At 38.3% G+C, this 21,013-nt stretch carries 15 protein-coding genes and 1 pseudogene; 6 read left to right on the top strand and 10 right to left on the bottom strand.

The window, feature by feature from the left end:
- Nucleotides 1-137 precede the first annotated feature (137 nt).
- Together LVD16_RS04135 and LVD16_RS04130 are read right to left on the bottom strand one after the other, a co-directional pair.
- Nucleotides 138-854, bottom strand: coding sequence for a LytR/AlgR family response regulator transcription factor (locus LVD16_RS04135; protein ID WP_233772325.1), 717 nt, complete (start codon nucleotides 852-854; stop codon nucleotides 138-140).
- Between the two features lie 6 nt (nucleotides 855-860).
- Nucleotides 861-1,910: a sensor histidine kinase gene (locus LVD16_RS04130; protein ID WP_233772324.1), complete on the bottom strand. Its 1,050-nt coding sequence runs from the start codon at nucleotides 1,908-1,910 to the stop codon at nucleotides 861-863.
- A 383-nt stretch (nucleotides 1,911-2,293) separates the two neighbouring features.
- Between LVD16_RS04130 and gldJ the strand changes: the two genes are divergently transcribed.
- Nucleotides 2,294-3,541 carry a gliding motility lipoprotein GldJ gene (gene gldJ, locus LVD16_RS04125; RefSeq protein ID WP_233772323.1) on the top strand — a complete coding sequence of 416 codons (1,248 nt, stop codon included), beginning with the start codon at nucleotides 2,294-2,296 and terminating at the stop codon, nucleotides 3,539-3,541.
- A 66-nt stretch (nucleotides 3,542-3,607) separates the two neighbouring features.
- Here gldJ and LVD16_RS04120 read toward each other — a convergent pair whose 3' ends face one another.
- On the bottom strand, nucleotides 3,608-4,699 hold the full coding sequence (locus LVD16_RS04120) for an adenylate/guanylate cyclase domain-containing protein (RefSeq protein ID WP_233772322.1): 1,092 nt from the start codon (nucleotides 4,697-4,699) through the stop codon (nucleotides 3,608-3,610).
- Between the two features lie 287 nt (nucleotides 4,700-4,986).
- Here LVD16_RS04120 and LVD16_RS04115 point away from each other — a divergent pair, with 287 nt between their 5' ends.
- From LVD16_RS04115 to LVD16_RS04100, 4 genes are all read left to right on the top strand, one after another.
- Nucleotides 4,987-7,302 carry a GAF domain-containing protein gene (locus LVD16_RS04115; protein WP_233772321.1) on the top strand — a complete coding sequence of 772 codons (2,316 nt, stop codon included), beginning with the start codon at nucleotides 4,987-4,989 and terminating at the stop codon, nucleotides 7,300-7,302.
- 161 nt (nucleotides 7,303-7,463) lie between these two features.
- The gene (locus tag LVD16_RS04110; protein ID WP_233772320.1) at nucleotides 7,464-8,015 is read left to right on the top strand and encodes a hypothetical protein; all 552 of its coding nucleotides are present in this window, start codon (nucleotides 7,464-7,466) and stop codon (nucleotides 8,013-8,015) included.
- Between the two features lie 124 nt (nucleotides 8,016-8,139).
- Nucleotides 8,140-8,607, top strand: a complete 468-nt coding sequence (locus LVD16_RS04105; protein WP_233772319.1) for a hypothetical protein — start codon at nucleotides 8,140-8,142, stop codon at nucleotides 8,605-8,607.
- A 176-nt stretch (nucleotides 8,608-8,783) separates the two neighbouring features.
- Nucleotides 8,784-9,917 carry an adenylate/guanylate cyclase domain-containing protein gene (locus LVD16_RS04100; RefSeq protein WP_233772318.1) on the top strand — a complete coding sequence of 378 codons (1,134 nt, stop codon included), beginning with the start codon at nucleotides 8,784-8,786 and terminating at the stop codon, nucleotides 9,915-9,917.
- Here LVD16_RS04100 and fabF read toward each other — a convergent pair.
- The 5 genes and pseudogenes from fabF to LVD16_RS04075 all read right to left on the bottom strand — a co-directional run bounded on the left by fabF (nucleotide 9,914) and on the right by LVD16_RS04075 (nucleotide 15,772).
- Nucleotides 9,914-11,161: a beta-ketoacyl-ACP synthase II gene (fabF, locus tag LVD16_RS04095; RefSeq protein WP_233772317.1), complete on the bottom strand. Its 1,248-nt coding sequence runs from the start codon at nucleotides 11,159-11,161 to the stop codon at nucleotides 9,914-9,916. The two genes, LVD16_RS04100 and fabF, sit on opposite strands and share 4 nt — an antisense overlap.
- Nucleotides 11,154-11,717 (bottom strand): TetR/AcrR family transcriptional regulator, encoded by a 564-nt coding sequence (locus LVD16_RS04090; RefSeq protein WP_233772316.1) that lies wholly within the window; start codon nucleotides 11,715-11,717, stop codon nucleotides 11,154-11,156. The genes fabF and LVD16_RS04090 overlap by 8 nt, the downstream gene beginning before the upstream one ends.
- A gap of 49 nt (nucleotides 11,718-11,766) precedes the next feature.
- On the bottom strand, nucleotides 11,767-13,032 hold the full coding sequence (locus LVD16_RS04085; protein ID WP_233772315.1) for an MFS transporter: 1,266 nt from the start codon (nucleotides 13,030-13,032) through the stop codon (nucleotides 11,767-11,769).
- Nucleotides 13,033-13,083: 51 nt separating this feature from the next.
- On the bottom strand, nucleotides 13,084-13,524 hold the full coding sequence (locus LVD16_RS04080; protein ID WP_233772314.1) for a ferritin family protein: 441 nt from the start codon (nucleotides 13,522-13,524) through the stop codon (nucleotides 13,084-13,086).
- A gap of 198 nt (nucleotides 13,525-13,722) precedes the next feature.
- Nucleotides 13,723-15,772: pseudogene (locus LVD16_RS04075) on the bottom strand (S9 family peptidase).
- Nucleotides 15,773-15,927: 155 nt separating this feature from the next.
- Here LVD16_RS04075 and LVD16_RS04070 point away from each other — a divergent pair.
- On the top strand, nucleotides 15,928-16,065 hold the full coding sequence (locus LVD16_RS04070) for a hypothetical protein (RefSeq protein WP_233772313.1): 138 nt from the start codon (nucleotides 15,928-15,930) through the stop codon (nucleotides 16,063-16,065).
- Here the strand turns inward: LVD16_RS04070 and LVD16_RS04065 are convergent, their stop codons facing one another.
- Together LVD16_RS04065 and LVD16_RS04060 are read right to left on the bottom strand one after the other, a co-directional pair.
- Nucleotides 16,066-17,490, bottom strand: coding sequence for a rubredoxin (locus LVD16_RS04065; protein ID WP_233772312.1), 1,425 nt, complete (start codon nucleotides 17,488-17,490; stop codon nucleotides 16,066-16,068).
- Nucleotides 17,487-20,993, bottom strand: coding sequence for a nitrate reductase (locus LVD16_RS04060; protein ID WP_233772311.1), 3,507 nt, complete (start codon nucleotides 20,991-20,993; stop codon nucleotides 17,487-17,489). The genes LVD16_RS04065 and LVD16_RS04060 overlap by 4 nt, the downstream gene beginning before the upstream one ends.
- Between the last annotated feature and the right edge of the window lie 20 nt (nucleotides 20,994-21,013).

Raw genomic sequence — 21,013 nt, 5'->3', positions numbered from 1 at the left:
AAATAAGAACTATGCCAGCTGACAAAACACCCTTCAGACCCTAGAAATGCATTTCCACTTTAGAAAATTTTCCTATATACGACACGCCTGTCCCATTTTGGGATGCAACTCATCGTCAAATTCTGCAACTCATAGAGTTAGAAACTCATTAGCTCCTTAAATCTCTGCGTTTGTCTGCGTGAAACATCCACCTCTTCTCCGCCCTTCATATATATTTTAATACTACCGCTAAACCATGGCTCTATTCTTTCTACCCATTTTAGATTAATGATCTGCTGCCTGTTAGCCCGGAAGAAAGTTTTAGGATCTAATCTTGACTCCAGATAGTTTAGCGTCCTAGGAATCATTGGTTTTTGATCGTCAAAATAGAGTTTAGTATAATTTCCATCCACCTCAAGCATTCTCACATTGGCCAACTGTACAAACCAGCAATTATCACCATCCTTTACAAACACCTGATCATTCGCCGTCATTCTATCTTCGGTATCAGCCTGCTCTTCACTTTTCTTCTTTTCCGATACCTTACTTATTGCACCAGCTAGCCTATCCTTCTGAACAGGTTTTTGTAAGTAGTCCAACGCATTATATTCAAAAGCTTTAATAGCGTATTCATTATAGGCAGTCGTGAAGATCACATATGGAACGTATTCCAGCTCCTCAAGTAGCTCAAATCCATTTTTACCTGGCATTTGTATATCCAGAAATACCATATCAGGCTTATCCGTCTCTATTTTCTCTTTAGCTTCCATGGCATTCGCTGCCTCTCCGATCACATTAATATGATCAAACTCTTTCAAGAGGCGTTTCAACTCATTTCTGGCTAACCTTGAATCATCTACTACTATCGCTTTCATAATATATTAAGTTAAGGGTATAGTAAATTTGGCAGAAACAGATTTACTATCCAGGTTTTCAATTTTAAGATCTGATAATTTACCAAAGAGCAACTTCAATCGGTCAGAGGCATTTCTTAAACCTATGCCGGTACTATCACTTGTCGTTTTTAGCTGGCCTGTATTTATCACTTCTATTATAAGTGTATTTTCTTTTAAAAATGACTTGATATAAATATCCCCGCCTTCCGGTAAATTAGAAATTCCGTGCTTTATAGCATTCTCTACTAAAAGCTGTACAGCCATGGGAGGAATTTTAAGGTCTAAAGTTTCCGGCTTAATCTCCAGTTTATATCTCAGTCTGTCTTCAAACTGTATAGATTCCAGATTTAAATAATTTTGAACTATCTCCAATTCATCTTCTAGAGAAACCTTCTCCTTATTATTAAACTGCACCGAATATCTGAGCAAGCCGGAAAGGTGAGTGATCATATCTCTGGCCTTTTCCGGGTTTTCAATTACCAAAGACCTTATATTATTAAGACTATTAAATATAAAATGCGGATTTATCTGGGACTTAAGTGCTATAAGCTCCGCATCCTTCACCGCTGCCTGTAATTTCCATTTTTCTATTTCTGTCTTTTTAAAATTAATGAAGACTTGAAAAAGAAAATAAATGAGAGACCAACCCACCATCATAATGGAAAGGTTAAAGGCAATTATTATGGCTATAAACCATGTAAATTTCTGATCGGAGTCTACTTGAAAAAATATATAATTAATAGGTAACACTATAGCCGACCAGATGATGGCACATATAAAACATGCCAGCAATACGCGTAATGCCAGGTTCACCAGGCCATAACCGACCCAATTATGTTTTTTTACATGCAATCTATAGAAGTGCGTTACCAAGAGACCACATACAGCGGTATTCAAGTAGCCCAGAAATACTTCTGCCCGGAAACCCGAAAAGTAGGATGCTATTAGCACATACACCAGATAAAACATGAGCCATCCGGTAATCTGAAAAAGCCAGTAGAGTTTTTTTCTATTAATATTATCAATGCTTATCATAAAGCTGGTTTACCAAAGGGGTATAATGAGTATATACAGTCTCAAATATATATATGGTGGTTTAAAAGTAAATCATAACTTCATTCTACGGCTTTTCATTTTGTTAAATGGTTTATAAGCGGCACTGAATTATTTATGAAAAAATGATTTGGTGTATTATAATATTTACATTGATTTTTAGTTATTTAGAAGCGGTAGTATTTTTTGTGTAGTAAGTGTAGCCATATTGGGAGTTTACAAAATGTTAATATTGAAAAATATGCACTTTGTTTAATAATTCTCAATTAGAAATGTTATTTTGGCTCCGCATTAACTTGTATATGATTAATTTATATCACTATATTAGTGTTTGCATTTGATTTTTTTGAATAAATAAAACAGGTATGAAAAGAACTGCAAGCTTTTTTAAAAGTGCTTTGTTAGTTGTCAGTGGTTCAATGTTACTTACTTCTTGTTTTATGGGTGGAAGCAGTAGACCTACCAGTGTGCACCCAGGAGCAGTGAGTACAGCCACAGGATTGGCTTATAATGATGAAGATAATAACGGTTTCATGGTTAACCCATACGCCGGTCAACCAGAAGGTCCGAACTTACGCTTCATAGAAGGTGGACGTGCTGTTATCGGTTCTTATGAAGAAGATCTTCTTAAAAGAAGGGATAACATTGAAAGAACAGTTTCAGTGGCTTCATTCTACATGGATGAAACTGAAATTGCCAACATTCACTGGTTAGAATACCTACATTACTTAAACGTATCTGATTCTTCAAGAGAGGTTTATATGTCAGCTTTACCTGATACTTCAGTATGGGTGAGCAGATTAGCATATAATGACCCTTATGTAGATCATTACTTAAGATACCCTGGTTTCAGATATTTCCCTGTGGTAGGTGTAAGCTGGGTACAAGCTAATAATTACTCAGAGTGGAGAACCAGAGCTGTAAACATGAAGCTTGCAGAAGATGCAGGTGAAGAGTATGCAGAAACTGATGGTAGAATTCCATTGGAGTCTGGTGTAGTTCTTCCAAACTATAGATTACCTTCTGAGGCTGAGTGGGAATATGCTGCTGCTGCCTTGATCGGTACTCAGTGGCTAGATGAAAACCAAACACACCAAAGAGTTTACCCTTGGGACGGTCACGCACTAAGAAATCCTTATGGAAAAGAAATGGGTTACTTCTTAGCTAACTTCAAAAGAGGTAGAGGTGACTACGCTGGTATCGCCGGTAAATTAAATGATGGAGCATTAATTACTTCTTACATATATGAGTTCCCTCCAAATGATTTCGGTCTTTATAACATGGCTGGAAACGTAAGTGAGTGGGTACTTGACGTTTACCGTCCTATGTCATTCCAGGATTTTGATGATCTTAACCCTATCAGAAGAGATGGTTATATGGATGAGACTAGAAATGCAGCTACTGGTGAGCAGTATTACAACAGTGATAGAGAGAATAATCCTGAAGGTTTCACTTCATTAATCACTGACGAAGCAAGAGTTTATAAAGGTGGATCTTGGAAAGACGTTGCATATTGGATGTCTCCAGGTACCAGAAGATATTTAGATCAAGATTCTTCAACAGCTACTATCGGATTTAGATGTGCGATGATCAGAGCTGGATCTAACTACTAATAAAAAGCATAAACAAAAAAAGCCTCGTTTCTAATAAGAATCGAGGCTTTTTTTGTTTATTGACTTTTACCTTTCTCTAACAGACACTACATCCACTGCTTCTACCTTCCCTTTCAATTGTAGCTTTCCTAAATTACCGTACTCATAGCTATTTGAAGAAAGCTGATTTAGCAGCGTTCTGGATATAAGCATATGCTCACCATAATCATTACAGATTGACTGTAGTCTGGAAGCCGTGTTCAGAACGTCACCATAGTAGGCAATATCGCGTTTTACGTTACCAATCTCGGCTACTGTTACATCTCCACCATGGATGCCGGCTTTAAATTCAGGGACCACTCCATATCTTTCCTGATAATAACTGCCCTTCTTTTTTAAGTTGTTCTGAAAGGCAAAATAAATATTTAAGCAAGAAGAATCAGAAAGTGAATCCTTTTTCCAGGTAAGGACTATTTCGTCACCTACATACTGGTAAATATCAGCATGATAATCATCTACAATCCGATTAATCTCATCGATACAATCCTTAATCATGTTGGAGTATTTTATGCTACCCAATCTTTCTGCATAGGTGGTAGAAGACTTTAAATCCATAAAAAGAAAGACTCTGCTCTCTACAATTGGTGTTCTATATTTACCAGACAGTATGTTAAAAAGGTTATTTGTACCAAACTTAATAACGGTTTGAAGCATAAAGTTGATAAGCACAATTTGAAAGCCTACAAAAAAGAAGGCAAGGATCAGTAATACAAAGACAGATTTTTCCGCTCGCAACTGCTCCAGTTCAGCTTTAGGAAAGAAGCTAAACTGGCTCATAATAAAATAGACGAGACATAAACTGACTATAAACCCTGACAGATAGATGCTACTCTTCATGAGAATGACTCTTCCAAAGCTTAACCGCTGTACTTCGAGCCTATCTGAAAGCTCATTAACTGCAATGAATAAAACGCCAAAAAATATTCCGAACAAAGTACTTTCATAAATCTGAAAGGGAGACACCCAGTAGGTGATTAAAGGACTTTGTAATGACTTCACATCTATAGCGGCCACTTCCACAAAACCTCTGATACTGGATAATCCAAAATAGGCCACCATATCTACTATGGTTACCCAATAGACCAAAATGATGGTATATAGTTTTACTTTTTTACTCATAAGACTGTAAAAGTGTACATAAAGTGTTGAAAAAAGAATTTATCACCGATGAAGAAATAATTGAACCATTTATAAAAATAAAATGGTTGTGTATAAAATATAATCAGTCGTCATCCGACTTATAGATTATACGATTAACTAAGAGATTATTTTTCCAAGCAGATTAATAACCTCTATTAAAAATTTAACGTTGAACTAATTCAATACACACAAACTACCTAACCATGCAGTCTTGTTTTGCAAATATTCACAACTTTCCGTTCAAATCGGTACTCAATTTGTCCCGATTGATACGGTATTGGGAAGCTAACCTGGAAGGTAATCAAATATTTTCCGGTTTCTTGGCAGAGAAAATTGAAGATCTGCTAGCCGAAGCTCCTGAACTTAGGGAGCCGATTGAAGATTTAAGTATTATAGATAAACATCATGAGCTAATTGGATTACTCATGAGTGTTATATTCCCTCCTGCTTTGATTGAAACTGAAATAGCCGCTGCTATTTTACCTTTCAACTTTGAGGGCGTATATGCCACTCCAAACTACCAAAAATTACTTCCCATTAACAGTTTAAGGGATGATTTAACAACGAATTTGCCTAACAATGATATTATCACTGGCAAAATCACAATGGCATGCATTTATATTCTAAACAAATTTTATGGCACAAATTTACAAATGGATCAACCCATCCTGGTAACTATTCCGGATGAAAAAACTGGCTTAAAAAAGGTCTACAAAATAGATGTGAACACTCAATTTGTAGATGTTATTAGCAAGGGCCAACCCAAAGAAATTGATAAAAAAACCATCAATATGCTCCTCAGCCATATGCATGATACTGATTTATGGTTGAAGCATATTAATCCTGAAAATTATGAGTTTCAGGGCTTCACGGTAATGAGGCTTACTGATGTAACTACAGAAGAAATGCTCTCGGCGGTGAAATATGATCTTTTGAAAAAGAACGCTGTAACCGATGGTGATAGCTTTATTTCAATCAGAGAGAAGATCAGATCTATTTTCAATATGCCTGACTTGCAGCTGGGCTTATCCTATTTTGACCCTAATTATAATATTATTTCTAATTATGGTGAAAATAACTGGAGCAGCTTCGTAATGACAGCAGAAGATGATAATCTTGACTGTGAACATTTAGTAGATTCCATATATGTAAGAGCCTACACAGAGAAAAAACCTGTAATTGTAGAAGACCTGAAAGAATATGAGAGCTGCGGCTGTATAGAAAGTACACTTGTAAAGAAAGGTATTGAAAATGTGGTGGTAGCACCGCTTATTCACGAAGGTCTTGTTTTAGGAATTATTGAGCTAGGAAGCCCTGAGGCCGGAAAGCTGAACGCACTGACAGCCTCCAGGTTATATAATGTTATGCCGATGTTTACAGCAGCAGTGCGCAGAGTATTGGCTGATATGCAAACCGAGGTAAGAGCGTTGATTCAAGAGGAATGTACTGCCATTCACCCAACGGTAGAATGGAAATTTATAGAAAGCGGGTTTGACTTGATGCATAAGCGCCGCAAAGGCTTGCCTGCCAAGTTTGATAACATAGTTTTCCCAAAGGTATATCCTATATATGGTTTAGCTGATATTCGAAACTCCAGTGGTGAAAGAGCTTATGCTATTCAGCAGGACTTGACTAATAACCTGAAACAAGTACAGAAAGTACTTCAGGATATTATAGCGGTAAAAAACATGCCTATCCTAAATGAAATTAATTATAGGGTAGAACAGTATATTAACAAGATATCCAGAGGTCTTAATTCTGGTGATGAATCAGTAATTCTTGAGTTTCTGAGGGAAGAAGTTGCCAGCACTTTCAACTTCTTCAAAAAGGATGAGCTCCTTAGACCAATTATTAAAAACTACGAGAAGTTGCTTGATCCTCAGTTGGGTGTGATTTATGATAAGCGAAAGAATTTTGAAGAAAGCTTAACTATGATAAATGAGCACATAACCAGCTACCTGGACAAGGTGGAACATGATGCTCAGGAGATCTTTCCACATTATTATGAGAAGTACAAAACTGATGGCGTAGAGTATAATATTTACCTGGGAGGTTCATTAGTGCAGGATCATAAATTTGACCCAATCTATCTAAGAAACTTTAGGTTATGGCAACTGATCATTCAGTGCGAAATCGCTGTAAATATTAATCAACTTAAAAGCTCTTTGCCTAAGCAATTAGACATCACCCAACTCATTCTTGTTCATGGTGAACCATTATCTATTAAGTTTAGAAGAGACGAGAAACACTTTGATGTAGATGGCGCATATAATATTAGCTATGAAATAGTTAAAAAGAGGATTGATAAGGCCTTCATAAAAAATACCGAAGAAAGACTCACTCAGCCAGGAAAAATAGCTATAGTTTACACTCAGCAGAAGGAGGCTACCGAGTATGTTGGTTATATTCAGTATCTGCAATCCATCGGTTATCTTGATGATGACATCGAGTTTGTAGAGCTAGAAGAACTTCAGGGGGCTCATGGTTTAAAAGCCATAAGAGTAGGAATTAATCTTGATGCCAAGGCTAAAGATTTTGAAGGAGAGCTACTAAAAGATGTATTGGTCGGAATAACTGCTTAAATTTTATCCGGACATTAAAATATAGTTTGATTTTCATTTTTAATACTAAATTTGACCCATCAAATAACGCTTAATAGATTAGGAGTGAAAACAATAATTTAATTTAAGCGTTGAATTGTAAGTATAACTTTATACTGGATTAATAATCAATTTTAAACACAATGAAAAAGGTATTAAAAAGTACGGCTTTAATAGCACTGATTTTTTTCGGCTTTAACCTGCAAGACTCAAAGGCTCAGGGATTTGAGCCAGGATATGGATTTAAACAAGTAGACTTTGGTGTGGGATTCTCTAATTGGGGTGTACCTGTATACGGAGGTCTAGACTTCGGAGTATCTGATAAAATAACTATCGGACCAAGAATCAGCTACAGAAGACACGGTAATGATTACAGATATTTAGGAACTAATTATGGGTATCATTATAACATATTTAACCTAGGGTTCAGAGGTGATTACCATTATGGTTCTCACATTAGTGGCTTACCTAGCGAATTAGACCTTTACGGTGGTTTAACTGTAGGTGCGACCATTTGGAGTGATGATTATGATAACAATAATGGAAATGATCCTGACTTTGAAGATTCAGGCGCCCTTGTAAAAGTACAAGCTGGTGCAAGATGGTATTTCCATGATAGATGGTCTGCTAATGCTGAAGTTTACAGTGGAAACAGATTCAGTGGTTTAGACTTTGGTCTTTCTTATTCTTTCTAAGAAAAGACAATTGAAAAATATAAAGCTAAGCTTCACGAGAGCTTAGCTTTTTTTATTTTACAAAGCTCATATAGAACTTTTTTAAGTTTTCTCGGTTATAGAGGTATCACCAAATACCGTATCCATGAAAAAGCATAACTTAGAAAACGTTAGTGTTCATTACGGGGTGCTTACAGCCGCTGCACTCATTATCTTTTTTTTCTTGATGTTGTTTACGGGTTGGATTTACGTATATGAGCTACGTGCTCTAAATTATGTAATTCTATTTTCGGGTGTTTTATTCTCTATAAAGCACTTTAAGATGCATAACAGAAATACATTTGCCTATTTTAATGGGTTGGGTGTGGGAATAGCCACAGCAGCCTTAGGTCTTCTGATTTTTTCTGTTTTTGTAACGCTCTACTTACTTGCAGATGCTCAGTTCATGAGTAAACTTCAGCAATTTGAATATTTCGGACAGTACTTAAATCCATTCATTTGTGGTGGAGTGATATTCTTTGAAGGCACATTTTCAGGTATTTTAACCGCATTTATATTAATGCAATACCATAAATACAGCCATCTGAAAGAAATGGAGAAACCAATACCTTAATTCATAAATTTAAACGCATGAAAAGGGCAGTATGTAGAGTACTGCCCTTTTTTATTGTAATAGTTTCAATGAATTTAAAACAAAATGACCGTTAAAAACATTAGACATTCACTTCCTAATGCTAAATTTTTAAAATCATGATATCTTTAGCCAGGGAACTTCAACCTTAAATAAGAGTGAGCAAACTGATTTCCAACAACACCAAAATCAAGCTTCGAACGGTACTGTTCATCACGTTCGCCTGGATTGTTTTAAGTATACTGATAGTGTACTACAATCATTTGATAAAGCTTTCGCAACAAGCCTTTGAGTTTAATGATTATGACTTTGAAACCACATTATATACTAATGTTTTCGCGGTACTCATAGGAGGTGTCATTGGCGGCTCTATCATAACATTCTTTCTCAAAGATAAGCTTAGGAAACTACCTTTAGGTATGGTAATCATCATCAACTTATTATCGTTTATGGTGATTATTGGTATCGTAAGTATGGGTGCATTCGTGTTCTACTATTGGGTATTTATTGGCGAATCTTATTTTGATGGTGATTTATGGTTCAACATCACAGAATTTGTGAGCAGCTATGCCTTTGCCCTTAATGTAATTTGCTGGAGTATTATATCAACGATTACCATGGTGATACTTCAAGTGAATGATAAATACGGTAGAGGCGTATTCTTTGAAACGCTGTTAGGCAAGTATCATACGCCAATCAATGAAGATAGAATATTCATGTTTTTGGATTTAAAGTCTTCTACCACCATTGCTGAAAGACTTGGTCATAAAAGATATTTTAAGTTACTGAACAGGTTTTTTGAGGACGTTACTAAGGGAATTATAGAGAGAGATGGAGAAATATATCAGTACGTGGGGGATGAGGTAGTAATTACCTGGAAACTGAAATATGGAATTGAAAATGCCAATTGTATTCGTTGTTTCTTTGATATTGAAGACATTATAAAGCATAAAGCGCACAAATACTTAGAAAAGTATGGTGTGGCTCCTACTTTCAAAGCCGGATTACATTGTGGGGAAGTGACTACAGGTGAGGTAGGTACTTTTAAAAAGGATATTATTTTCACGGGCGATGTGCTTAACACTACCTCGAGGATTGAATCACAATGCAATGAATTTGATAAAAAGCTATTAGTATCTGAAGGCTTGATTTCTTTAATTCCTCTGGATGGAGATTTTAGAGTGGAGGAACTTGGAAACATTGACTTGCGAGGTAAGCGGCAGCCCGTGAAGATCTACAGCGTATCTCGCAAGTTTGTGGATGAAGAAAAGCCTTTTATTAAAGAGGCTTAGCTGTATTTTTTAAATATAGCTATGGCATTATGACCTCCAAAGCCAAAGGTGTTGCTAATAGCATAATTCACTTTCTTTTCTACTTTTTCACCAAGTGTTAAGTTAATCCCCTGAGGTAAATCAGAATCAACTTCCTTAGTGTTTATAGTTGGTGGAATTACATCATTTTGAACGGCCTTTATACTAGCAATGGCCTCCACTGCACCAGCCGCACCAAGTAAGTGCCCCGTCATTGATTTGGTGGCGCTCACGTGCATGTGTGCCGTATCACCTTTAGATATATTATGAATGGCATTAAGCTCCGAAGAATCGCCTACAGGCGTGCTAGTAGCATGAAGGTTTACATAATCTATATCCTGCATACCTATGCCAGCTTCATCTAAGGCCATTTGGATAGCCAATTGCGCGCCTAACCCATCAGGATGAGTTGCAGTGGCGTGATAGGCATCGTTAGACATACCTGCACCTACAAGCTCTGCATAGATATGAGCTCCCCTTGCTTTAGCGTGCTCGTATTCTTCAAGGATGAGTGCACCTGCGCCTTCTCCCATTACGAAGCCATCCCTAGACACATCAAACGGTCTTGAAGCTGTTTTATAATCATCATTATTGGTTGACAAGGCCTTCATGGACCCGAAGCCACCTATACCTGATCTGGTAATTGGAGCCTCAGAGCCGCCAGCCAGCATAAGATCAGCTTTGCCAAGACGAATGTAGTTCAGAGCATCCATTATAGCACTTGTAGATGATGCACAGGCAGAAACTGTACAGTAATTCACACCTCTTAAACCATATTTCAAAGCAATAGCACCAGAAGGAGTATCCACTAATATTTTAGGTATGAAAAAAGGTGAGAATCTAGGACCACGATCAGATTGAGCATATTCCAGAACCTCATTTTCAAATGTGGTGATACCACCATTACCAGATGCCCATACCACACCGAATCTGTCTATATTAGTAGCCTCAAGGTCAATTTTTGAATCTGTCATAGCCTCCTCTGAAGCTATCAATGCGTATAAAGTAAAAGGATCATTTTTCCTGATCTCCTTACGGTCGAAGTGTTCCTCCAGGTTCAGACCTTTCAGCTCGCATGCAAATTTCGTTTTAAAGAGTTCTGTATCGAACTTGGTGATAGGGCCTGCTCCACTTACTCCTGCTAATAAATTATTCCAGAAGTCATTCACATTATTTCCGATAGGAGTGAGCGCACCTAAGCCTGTAATTACTACTCTTTTATTCATGACTATTTATATTTAGTTCTAATCTTAGTTGATGTTTTAAGGGGGTAAAATAATCTTCATCTACTGCACGAGCCATTTGCACCCCGGCCGCCAGACTGGTAAGAATCACTAGCGCTTTATCATTAGCTGAACCAATAAAACTAAATGAACCCTCCTCGCTTCCTTCGGCGAGAAGTCCGCTAAGCCAGTTCTTAATATGGTCCATCATTTCTTTGAGTTTAGCCTGAATGTTTTCAGTTACAGAAAAATAGGAAGAGCATAAACTGCCCACCATACACATTTGCTCATCCGTAAGCTTGCCATCATAAAGCTCAAAAAAGGCTTCCAATTTTTGCCAATGACTGAGGTCTGCCATGTCTTCAAACCAGGAAATGAAACGCTGTATCTCATTATCAATCACCTCCAGACCCAGGTCTTCTTTGGTAGGGAAGTAATAATGAACAGCGGCATTTTTAATACGAAGGGGAGAAGAAATATCATGGAAACTAAAGCCTTTGTAGCCTACCTTCAGAATCTCTCTTCTCGCTAATTTTACTATCTTTTCTCGAGTGTTCACGAGACAAATATAGACAAACTTACTAACTAGTAAGTAAGTTGGAGAATTTTTATTCTAAATCATTGTCTTCCAGATCTTTACTGAAGTCCAATTTTCTCATTTTAGGTGAAACTACACCGGTTACCAGTACAATTAAGCAAGTCATGGAGCCACCGAAAACAACGGCCGTGACAGCGCCCATGAGTTTAGCGGTAACACCACTTTCGAATGCCCCCAACTCATTGGAAGACCCCACAAACATACTGTTAACGGAGGCCACTCTACCCCGCATATTGTCGGGAGTTTTGAGCTGTAAAATTGTCTGACGAATAACCACACTAATCCCGTCAGTAACTCCGCTAAAGAAGAGGGCCACCAAACTGACAATGAAAATTTCTGAAATACCGAAGGTGATTATACAAAGACCGAAGCCAAACACAGCTGCTAAAAGTTTAAGGCCAGCATTTTTATTTAGAGGAAAATAGGTGACCGTAAGAATAGTAAGAAAAGAACCGACAGCAGGTGCCGCTCTTAAAAACCCAAAGCCCATTGACCCCACTTTCAAGATGTCTTGAGCGAATACTGGAAGCAAAGCCACGGCACCACCAAACAGCACCGCGAACATATCTAGTGAAAGGGCCCCAAGAACTTCCTTTGTTTTGAAGACGAAAGTGAGGCCTTCTTTTAAGCTTTTAAATACTCCTTCATCCTTAGCCGCATTTAGTATAGGCTTAGACTCAATGAAAAGAAGTGCTATGAAGGCTATCAATGCAAAACCTACAATTACCAGAAGAGACCAATGGACACCAATCCAGCCAATGGTGAGACCACCAACTGCCGGGCCAAGTACAGCTCCCATTTGCCAGGCACCACTGCTCCAAGTAGCTCCGTTGGGGTAATGCTTTTTAGGAATTATTAAAGAGAAGAGAGAAAATACTGTTGGTCCAAGAAAGGAGCGAACAATACCCCCAATAAATACCAGAACATATACTAAAATCAGCGTGAGCTGAACGCTAAAATTCTGGTTCACTAATGGCCACGTGAGTAAGAATAGGCCAGTACTGATGATTAAAAAACCAAGTATACATTTCTGTAGTAATGATCGCTTTTCCAGCTTGTCGACGTAATGGCCGGCAAATAGCGCTAGTGAAACCGCCGGAATGACTTCAGCCAAACCAATAAGTCCGAGTGATAAAGGATCTTTGGTGAGACTATAAACTTCCCACTCTATAACGACAAATTGCATCCCCCAGGCAAATATCAGTGCAAATCTTAGTATTAAGAAGTATCTGAATTCCTTGAACCTTAGGGATGCATAAGGATCTTTCTTAGGCATGGTACGAAGTTAGTACGCCCAAGAAAATTATAACTAATAGTGATGAAAATTTTATGCCGCCTGTAGAATACCTTTCGGTGCAGTCGTTTTTACAGCTTTTAGTCGATTTCTTAAAGTTTCTAATTGCGCACGCAGGATACTCTCAGTGGTGTTATTGAAAGTGTTACTTCTAATAATTCTCATGTACGCCTGAACAATGTTCTTTTCTACCTTTTCGATAGCCTGAACTATATTTTTCTTTCCTGACTTAATTCTGTCAACGATATTAATTCTATCTGATAATTTATAATCTGTTGATACCGTATCGATTTCTTCCTGAAGATCTGCAATTAATGTATTTCTTAGTTCGATAGCTTTTTCACAGTATTCTTTTAAATCCTCACTATCCGCAGTTTCCATAATTCTTTCAAAAGATTCTATAGCCAACTGGTGCTCTTTCACTAACTCTCCTAAAGGTTGTGCCGCTTTTTTACTATGCTGTGTATGATTCATTGTAGTTATATTTAAACTCTGCCAAACAAAAATTTAAGGTAGGTTTTGCTTAGCGTAAAAATTAGTTTCGTTTTGCCTACAATTATTCAAGGAATGTACCAAACTGCTTTTTGGGCCATTTTAAAACAAAAAAACAGGTTAAGGCTTCCATCACGTGGAATTTTATCCCTAACCTGTTGAAAATGATGTGGGTAATTTCTACTCTTTAATGCCAGCAAGGTCTAAGATAAAGGCATATTCCAAGGCAGTCTCCTTATACCTCTGGAACCTGCCAGACGCCCCACCGTGTCCAGCATCCATATTCGTTTCTAGTAATATGATGTTATTATCTGTCTTCATCTCCCTTAATTTAGCCACCCACTTGGCAGGCTCCCAGTATTGAACCTGAGAATCATGCAGCCCGGTAGTTACAAGCATATTAGGATAGTCTTGTTTCTTAACATTATCATAAGGAGAATAAGAGAGCATATAATCATAGCTATCTTTATTATTGGGGTTTCCCCATTCGTCATATTCGCCTGTAGTCAATGGTATGCTTTCGTCTAACATGGTGGTCATTACATCTACAAATGGTACGGCTGCCACCACACCTTTCCACAGTTCAGGACTCTGATTGATCACTGCACCCATCAAAAGACCACCGGCACTTCCTCCCATGGCAAATAATTCATCTTTCTGAGCATATTTTTCACTGACTAGAAACTTCGCACAGTCAATAAAATCATTGAAGGTGTTTTTCTTTTTAAACATCTTACCATCCTCATACCACTGGCGCCCCATGGTTTGGCCACCTCGTATATGCGCAATAGCAAAGACAAACCCTCTATCAATTAGGCTTAATCTGGTAGAGCTGAAGGATGGATCTATGGTAGCGCCATAAGAACCATATCCATAAAGTAATGTAGGATTTCCTTCAGCCTGCTTTAGTCCCTTTTTTATAAACTAATGATATTGGCACTTTCACACCATCCCTAGCAGTAGCAAATAATCTCTTGGTTTCGTATTCATCAGGATTATAACCGCCGATCACTTCTTGCTGCTTCATCAGCTCCTTTTCTTTATTGTCCATGTTATAGTCATAGACCGAATTTGGAGTGGTTAAAGATGTATAGCCATATCTGAGTATGTCAGTATCAAACTCAGGGTTTGTGCCAATGTAGGCGGTGTAAGCCTCCTCACCAAAATCCAGATAGTGCTCGTCTTTAGTTTCCTGGTTGATTATTCTTAGCTGAGTAAGACCATTAGAGCGCTCCTCCACTACCATGTGATTTCTAAAAAGCTCAATGCCTTCCAGATAAACATCGGCACGATGTGGGATGACCTCTTTCCAATTCTCTTTACCCGTATTGTTTTCAGGAGTTTCCATTAATCTAAAGTTAATGGCGTCCCAGTTGGTCACTATGTAAAATTTATCTTCAAAGTGGTCGAAAGAATATTCTAGGCCTTTTTCTCTTGGGATAAATTCTTTGAAATCACCATCAGGAGTATCTGCATTTAGTATTCTATAGTCATTAGTAAGCGTGCTTCCTGACCATATTACTAAATATTTGTCTGACTTTGTTTTATAGATACCCGTGTAAAATGTATCATCATCTTCCTGATAGATAAGGGCATCCGCAGTGGTAGAATCTAATTTATGCTTGAATATCTTATCTGAACGTAGTGTTTCGGGATCCTTCTTGGTATAGAACAGGGTTTCATTGTCATTGGCCCATGTACTTCCTCCGGTTGTGTTAGCAATTGCCGTTTTCGTTACTTCTCCCGTTTCAAGATTCTTTACGTGGATTGTATATTGTCTTCTTCCCACTGAATCTACGCCATAGGCAAGAAGCTTATTATCCATACTCACATTGAGGCCACCTACCTGAAAGTATTCATGACCTTCAGCCATAATATTCACATTCAGCATCACCTCTTCCTGACCTTCTAACGTGCCTTTCTTCCTACAGAAAATAGGGTATTCTTGCCCTTCTTCATAGCGGGTATAATACCAATATCCATGGGTTTTGTATGGAACAGATTCATCAGTCTGTTTTATTCTGCCAACAATTTCATTGTAAAGCTTGTCTTGAAAACCTTCAGTATGTTTTAAAACAGTATCTGTATAGGCATTTTCAGCTTCCAGATAATCAATTACTTTCTGATTTTCACGTTCATTTAACCAATAATAATTATCTATACGTGTCTCTCCGTGCGCAATCAGCTGCTTTTCTATCTTCTCCGCTTTTGGAGGCGTTGCTTTACTCATAGTATTTTCTTCTTTATCTATTTTCTGACAGGCCGCAAAAATACAGGTTATGCATAATGCGCAGAGCATTTGGTTGATTAATTTCATAGTTTGTAGATCTAAACAGAAGACATGGATTTCACGTTTAATTTACTAAAACTATCCATTTTTATAGTATGAAGAACGAAGGAAAGAAGAAGCCAGAAAATAAAAAGGCCGAAAAAGAAAAAGAAAAGGAAGAAAATGAAGATCAGGAAACCTTCGGAATTCTTCCTAACAGGAACTTGAAGAAAAATTTAGGCTGCGGTGGCTAACTAAAATATTGCTCTTTCATATAATGCCTTTTCCGAACCACACAGAGGACACTGATATGAAACAGGCAAATCTGCAAATGCAACTCCTGCCTTGATACTATTTTGAGGATCTCCATATTCCTCATCGTAAAGAGTTTTGCATCTACTACATTGATACAAATCTTTTTTTAAGTTTTGCACCAGTGTATCTCCCATGTTATGAAAGACATTGTCCTCAGGCAAGTTATCGTAATAAATATGGCTAAGCTCTATTAGCAATGCAGCTATACTTTCTTTCTCCACATTTCTGGCGTATAACTGGTAATCCATCAGATTAGGATTAAAGTCTTTGGAATACAAAATATTATAAGTGTTATGAAGATTGTTTTTTTCAATTACCACCGTAGAAAAAGGTGTGATATCTTCAGAGGTTTTAATGGTAAAAGAAAGGCCATATGTACTAATATCTTGTTGATCTAAAGTTCGTACTAATTCCACTTTCAAATCAAGCGCTTCTCTGTCTCTTACTGGCAAATGCCAGTTTAATTCTAAAGAAGAATGTCTCAGATTCATACCTGATTTACCCATCAATTTTTCCCACCCCACACGATGATTTTCCATGATTCCTTTAATAATTAAAGACTTCCATGGAGTAAGTGTTATTACGCCGATATCAGTATTTAAGCATCGCGAACAAATGGCTTCCAAAATATTAACGGAAAACTTATTATTCCGCCAATAAAGCCCCAGCCAATACTTACCATCAGGCATTCTGTTGATGCCTTCGTAATAACTAAAATTCACTTCTGGCAAGGTGAGTTTTTCTGAAAGCGGTTGCGTCTTAAAAGCCAATGTTTTTAATACATTATAAATCTCAGCGTATTCAATCTGAGGATTTTGATCATTTAGCTCTTCAATTTTCTTCGAAAAGGCAGATATTTCTTCGCCATATAGTAGAAAAGGCAATTGCCATGGCTTGCCAGAATTTTGATCTGTAAACCTTAGATAGACAAACCAGAAGTTTTCATAATCTGATGCAATGAAATTGATATTTCCGGTAAATAATGGAACCATACTCTGTGAAGGATCAACAATGTTAATTCTCAACTTAGGATTGTAATCAAAGCTGTTCAGAATATATTGATAGAGATGAGCCACCAGCCACTGCTTGCTGGGCTGAATGTCTAAAGCCACATAGCTACTGGCTATATTTTGATAATGAAAATCTTCCAGCTCATACTGCAAATCAATCTCTTGAAATAAAGAATCCAGATCCGCTTGTGAGTCATCAGGAACAGGAAAGAGGATGTCCTGACGTGACCCTATGTGAATATATTCTGATCCTACTTTATGAGCCACTAACAAAATTTTTAATAAATCACCTGGTGAAATAATACCACCCTTTACGAACACACGGACTAAGTCCCTAAACTTGGTTTCACTCATACCTTACACGGCTCAAGCCTATCGTTTAACATTCTTTGAATTTCTGTCTTGCAACTTCCACACCCTAAGCCAGCACCTGTGGCCTGGCAAATATCATTTAAGGAGGAGCAGCCAGATGCCATGGCTTCCTCTAAATTTCCAGAACCTACATTATTACAAGCACAAACTAATTTACCACTTATAGATTTAGGTTTTTGGCCGGACCTTAAAAGTTTTAATCTTTTTTCAGAAAGCTCTGTTTGAGTTTCTATGAGCTGTTTAAAATCAGCAAATTCCTCTTTATCGCCCATCAGAATGGCCCCAACTAATCGGTCTTTATGGATAATACACTTTTTATAATATAGTTGAGATCTATCCATGAATATGATTTCATCATAATTTTTTCCATTGTAAGGTATCTCCGGCAGACCAATAGAGCATAGATCCAGATGGGAGAATTTTAGTATATTCATCACCGTGGAGCCCGCATAAGTTGCACCTGTATCTCCCAAAATATATTTAGCACAGCAATCTGCCTGCTCTTCAGCCGCTGCGGTTGTTCCATTTGTTTTGTTTTGATATTCAGCTATTTCTCCGATGGCAAAAATATCTGGATCGGTAGTTTGCAAGTGCTCATTAACTACTATACCTCTAGAAGTTTCAAGGCCGGCCTGTGTGGCAAGCTCAATATTCGGACGAGTACCCACTGCGTAAATTACGCTGTTGAAATGCCCCATTTTTCCACTGCGAAATGTAGCCGCGATAGTCCCTTTCGGAGTTTCTTTAAGGCCAATAACCTGATCATTAGTAAGTACCTGAGCACCAAGCTCTTCCACATATTCTCGGAGCAAAGTGCTAGCCGTAGCATCTAATTGGCGCTCCATCAGTCTGGAGCTTAGTTGCACTACTGTGACCATTACATTGATTTCTCTCAATGCTGCTACCATTTCCAAGCCCAATAATCCTCCTCCAATTACCAAAACATGATTACCGCTGTGCAGGTAGTTTTTGAGCTCATCAGCATTTTGCCGTTCCCTCATGGTAAATACCCCGGGAATGTGCATGGGAGCACCAGGTGGGACAAAAGCTTTACTTCCGGTTGCTAAAATAAGCTGGTCATAATCGTGCTCTTCTCCTTTTTCATCTATAATTACCTTATTTTTTCTATCCAAATTCACTACTCCATTCGAGACATGAAGCACAATTCCGAGCTTCTCTAATTCGGCTATTTCATACTTTAATAAATCTTGCCAGCCCTTTGAGTTATTACAATATTCAGGGAGCAAAACGCGATTATAAAAAGGCCATTCTTCTCTGGAAAACACATGAATTTCATCAGAGATATTCCGTTCTCTATAAGTTTGTATAAACCTAAAGGCTGCGGTACCGGCACCCACAATCACTATTTTCGATTTAGGCTTTTTATATTTTGTGACCTCCACGGCAGAGTACTTAAACCCCGGTTGTTTTGACCTTGGGTCGATAGCTTCATTAGTAAGATTATTGGCTCTGCCATTATCATTACCCAGCATTTTGCCCCAATGCATGGGCAGGAAGACTACTCCCTTTTTAATGGTATCAGTGATTTTTGCACTGACCCTTACGTCTCCCCGAGAACCTGTAACATTTACTGGATCACCATCTTTTATGTCTCTGGCTTCAGCATCTGAAGGGTTTATTTCAAGAAAGGGCTTTGGAATATGCTTTTTCAGCTTATTCACTTTGCCAGTTTTAGTCATAGTATGCCACTGGTCACGGATACGACCTGTGGTTAATATCAATGGTTTATCTTTCGATAATCGCTCTGGCTTATCTGCAGGACCAGGAGTATGAATCTTTGCCCTACCATTATCAGTATAAAAGATTTTATCTTCAAACAGACGAGCAGTTCCTTCATGCTGAGATGATGGAACTGGCCACTGGTAAGTTCTCTCTTTCAGCATAGAGTAATTTAGGCCTGAAATATCTATTCGAGTACCATTAGTGAGGCGGCAATGTTCTAAATAAATTTCTTCATTGTTTTTAAAATCAAAGCCTTTGAAACCCATGGCTTTGGCAAACCTCATGAGTATTTCTGCGTCTGGCAATGCCTCACCCGGAGCATCCACAGATTTAGGCAGATAGCTAATTCTTCGTTCTGAATTAGTCATGGTGCCTTCTTTTTCAAGCCAGCCTGCTGCGGGCAGTAAAAGATCAGCATACTTGGCAGTATCGCTAGAATTAGATATGTCCTGCACTACCACAAACTTTGCCTGAGAAAGAGCCTCGTCCACAATTCGGGCATTTGGCATACTTACAGAAGGGTTAGTACAGATGATCCAGATAGCCTTCATTTTACCAGACTTCAGTGCTTCAAACATCTGAGTAGCAGTGAGTCCTGGTTTTTCATTGATTTTATCTACACCCCAAAACTCGGCTACTTCATTTCTATGCTCAGGGTTGAGTAGATCTTTATGGGCGGCTAGTAGATTGGCCATTCCACCTACCTCTCGGCCTCCCATGGCGTTAGGCTGACCTGTTAGTGAGAATGGACCGGCGCCAGGTTTTCCTATTTGACCAGTGACCAAATGCAGGTTAAGCAAAGCCAGATTAGTGTTGACCCCTTGAGTACTTTGGTTAAGTCCCATGGCCCACATGCTGATGAAACCTTTTGATTGACCAATTATTCTAGCTGCAGACAAAATATCATCCACTGAAATCTGACAAATGGAGGCAGCCTCTTTTAAAGAAGTGTTCATTACCTCCTTATATAACAAATCATAGCCATCAGTATGTTGCTGAATAAACTCATGATCTGCGTAGCCTTGTTCAATTAGCACCCTGGTGATGGCATGAAGCAGCACTTCGTCAGTACCAGGAAGCACTTGCAAATGCAGATCTGCCATGCTGCAGGTATCTGTAGCTCGTGGATCAACCACAATGAGCTTTACATCTGGATTTTTTTCTTTGTGACTGAGTATGCGTTGAAATAAAATAGGGTGGCACCAAGCAGGGTTAGCCCCGGAAATAAAAAAGCAGTCGGCTAGTTCTATGTCTTCATAAGAAACAGGCACTGAGTCTTCACCCAGTGCCAATTTGTAGCCAACCACAGCAGAACTCATGCAGAGCCTACTGTTGGTATCTATGTTATTTGTACCAAGAAAACCTTTGGTTAACTTGTTTACAAGGTAATATTCTTCGGTAAGGCACTGACCCGATACATAAAAACCTACAGAATCAGGACCGTGCATCGCTATCAATGTTTTAAAAACGGCGGCAGCCCTATTGATAGCGTCATCCCAACTCACACGAGCCAGAGGATGATTCTTGCTTCCTCTCATCTGCGGAAACAACAATCGATCACTCTTTTCCATTACTGTATAATGAAGGTTCATGCCTTTGCTACAAAGCTTTCCTTGATTTACAGGATAGGTCTCGTCTCCTTCTAAATCAATTTTTCCTTGTTTATCTATAGACACTTTGACACCACAACCCACACCGCAGTAAGAGCACGTGCTTTTATAAGTTTTCTTGTTTTGTATCATACACCCTCCGAAGAATAATT

Origin of the sequence: Fulvivirga ligni, assembly GCF_021389935.1 — a bacterium.
GTDB lineage: Bacteria > Bacteroidota > Bacteroidia > Cytophagales > Cyclobacteriaceae > Fulvivirga > Fulvivirga ligni.
Note: the sequence above shows the minus strand (reverse complement) of the source record. Positions and strands in the feature narration are given on the sequence as shown.

Bases quoted from the DNA above. Each gene is read 5' to 3' on its own strand.
- LVD16_RS04135 (WP_233772325.1), bottom strand. From the start codon at position 854: ATGAAAGCGATAGTAGTAGATGATTCAAGGTTAGCCAGAAATGAGTTG.
- LVD16_RS04130 (WP_233772324.1), bottom strand. From the start codon at position 1,910: ATGATAAGCATTGATAATATTAATAGAAAAAAACTCTACTGGCTTTTT.
- gldJ (WP_233772323.1), top strand. From the start codon at position 2,294: ATGAAAAGAACTGCAAGCTTTTTTAAAAGTGCTTTGTTAGTTGTCAGT.
- LVD16_RS04120 (WP_233772322.1), bottom strand. From the start codon at position 4,699: ATGAGTAAAAAAGTAAAACTATATACCATCATTTTGGTCTATTGGGTA.
- LVD16_RS04110 (WP_233772320.1), top strand. From the start codon at position 7,464: ATGAAAAAGGTATTAAAAAGTACGGCTTTAATAGCACTGATTTTTTTC.
- LVD16_RS04105 (WP_233772319.1), top strand. From the start codon at position 8,140: ATGAAAAAGCATAACTTAGAAAACGTTAGTGTTCATTACGGGGTGCTT.
- fabF (WP_233772317.1), bottom strand. From the start codon at position 11,161: ATGAATAAAAGAGTAGTAATTACAGGCTTAGGTGCGCTCACTCCTATC.
- LVD16_RS04085 (WP_233772315.1), bottom strand. From the start codon at position 13,032: ATGCCTAAGAAAGATCCTTATGCATCCCTAAGGTTCAAGGAATTCAGA.
- LVD16_RS04080 (WP_233772314.1), bottom strand. From the start codon at position 13,524: ATGAATCATACACAGCATAGTAAAAAAGCGGCACAACCTTTAGGAGAG.
- LVD16_RS04070 (WP_233772313.1), top strand. From the start codon at position 15,928: ATGAAGAACGAAGGAAAGAAGAAGCCAGAAAATAAAAAGGCCGAAAAA.
- LVD16_RS04065 (WP_233772312.1), bottom strand. From the start codon at position 17,490: ATGAGTGAAACCAAGTTTAGGGACTTAGTCCGTGTGTTCGTAAAGGGT.
- LVD16_RS04060 (WP_233772311.1), bottom strand. From the start codon at position 20,993: ATGATACAAAACAAGAAAACTTATAAAAGCACGTGCTCTTACTGCGGT.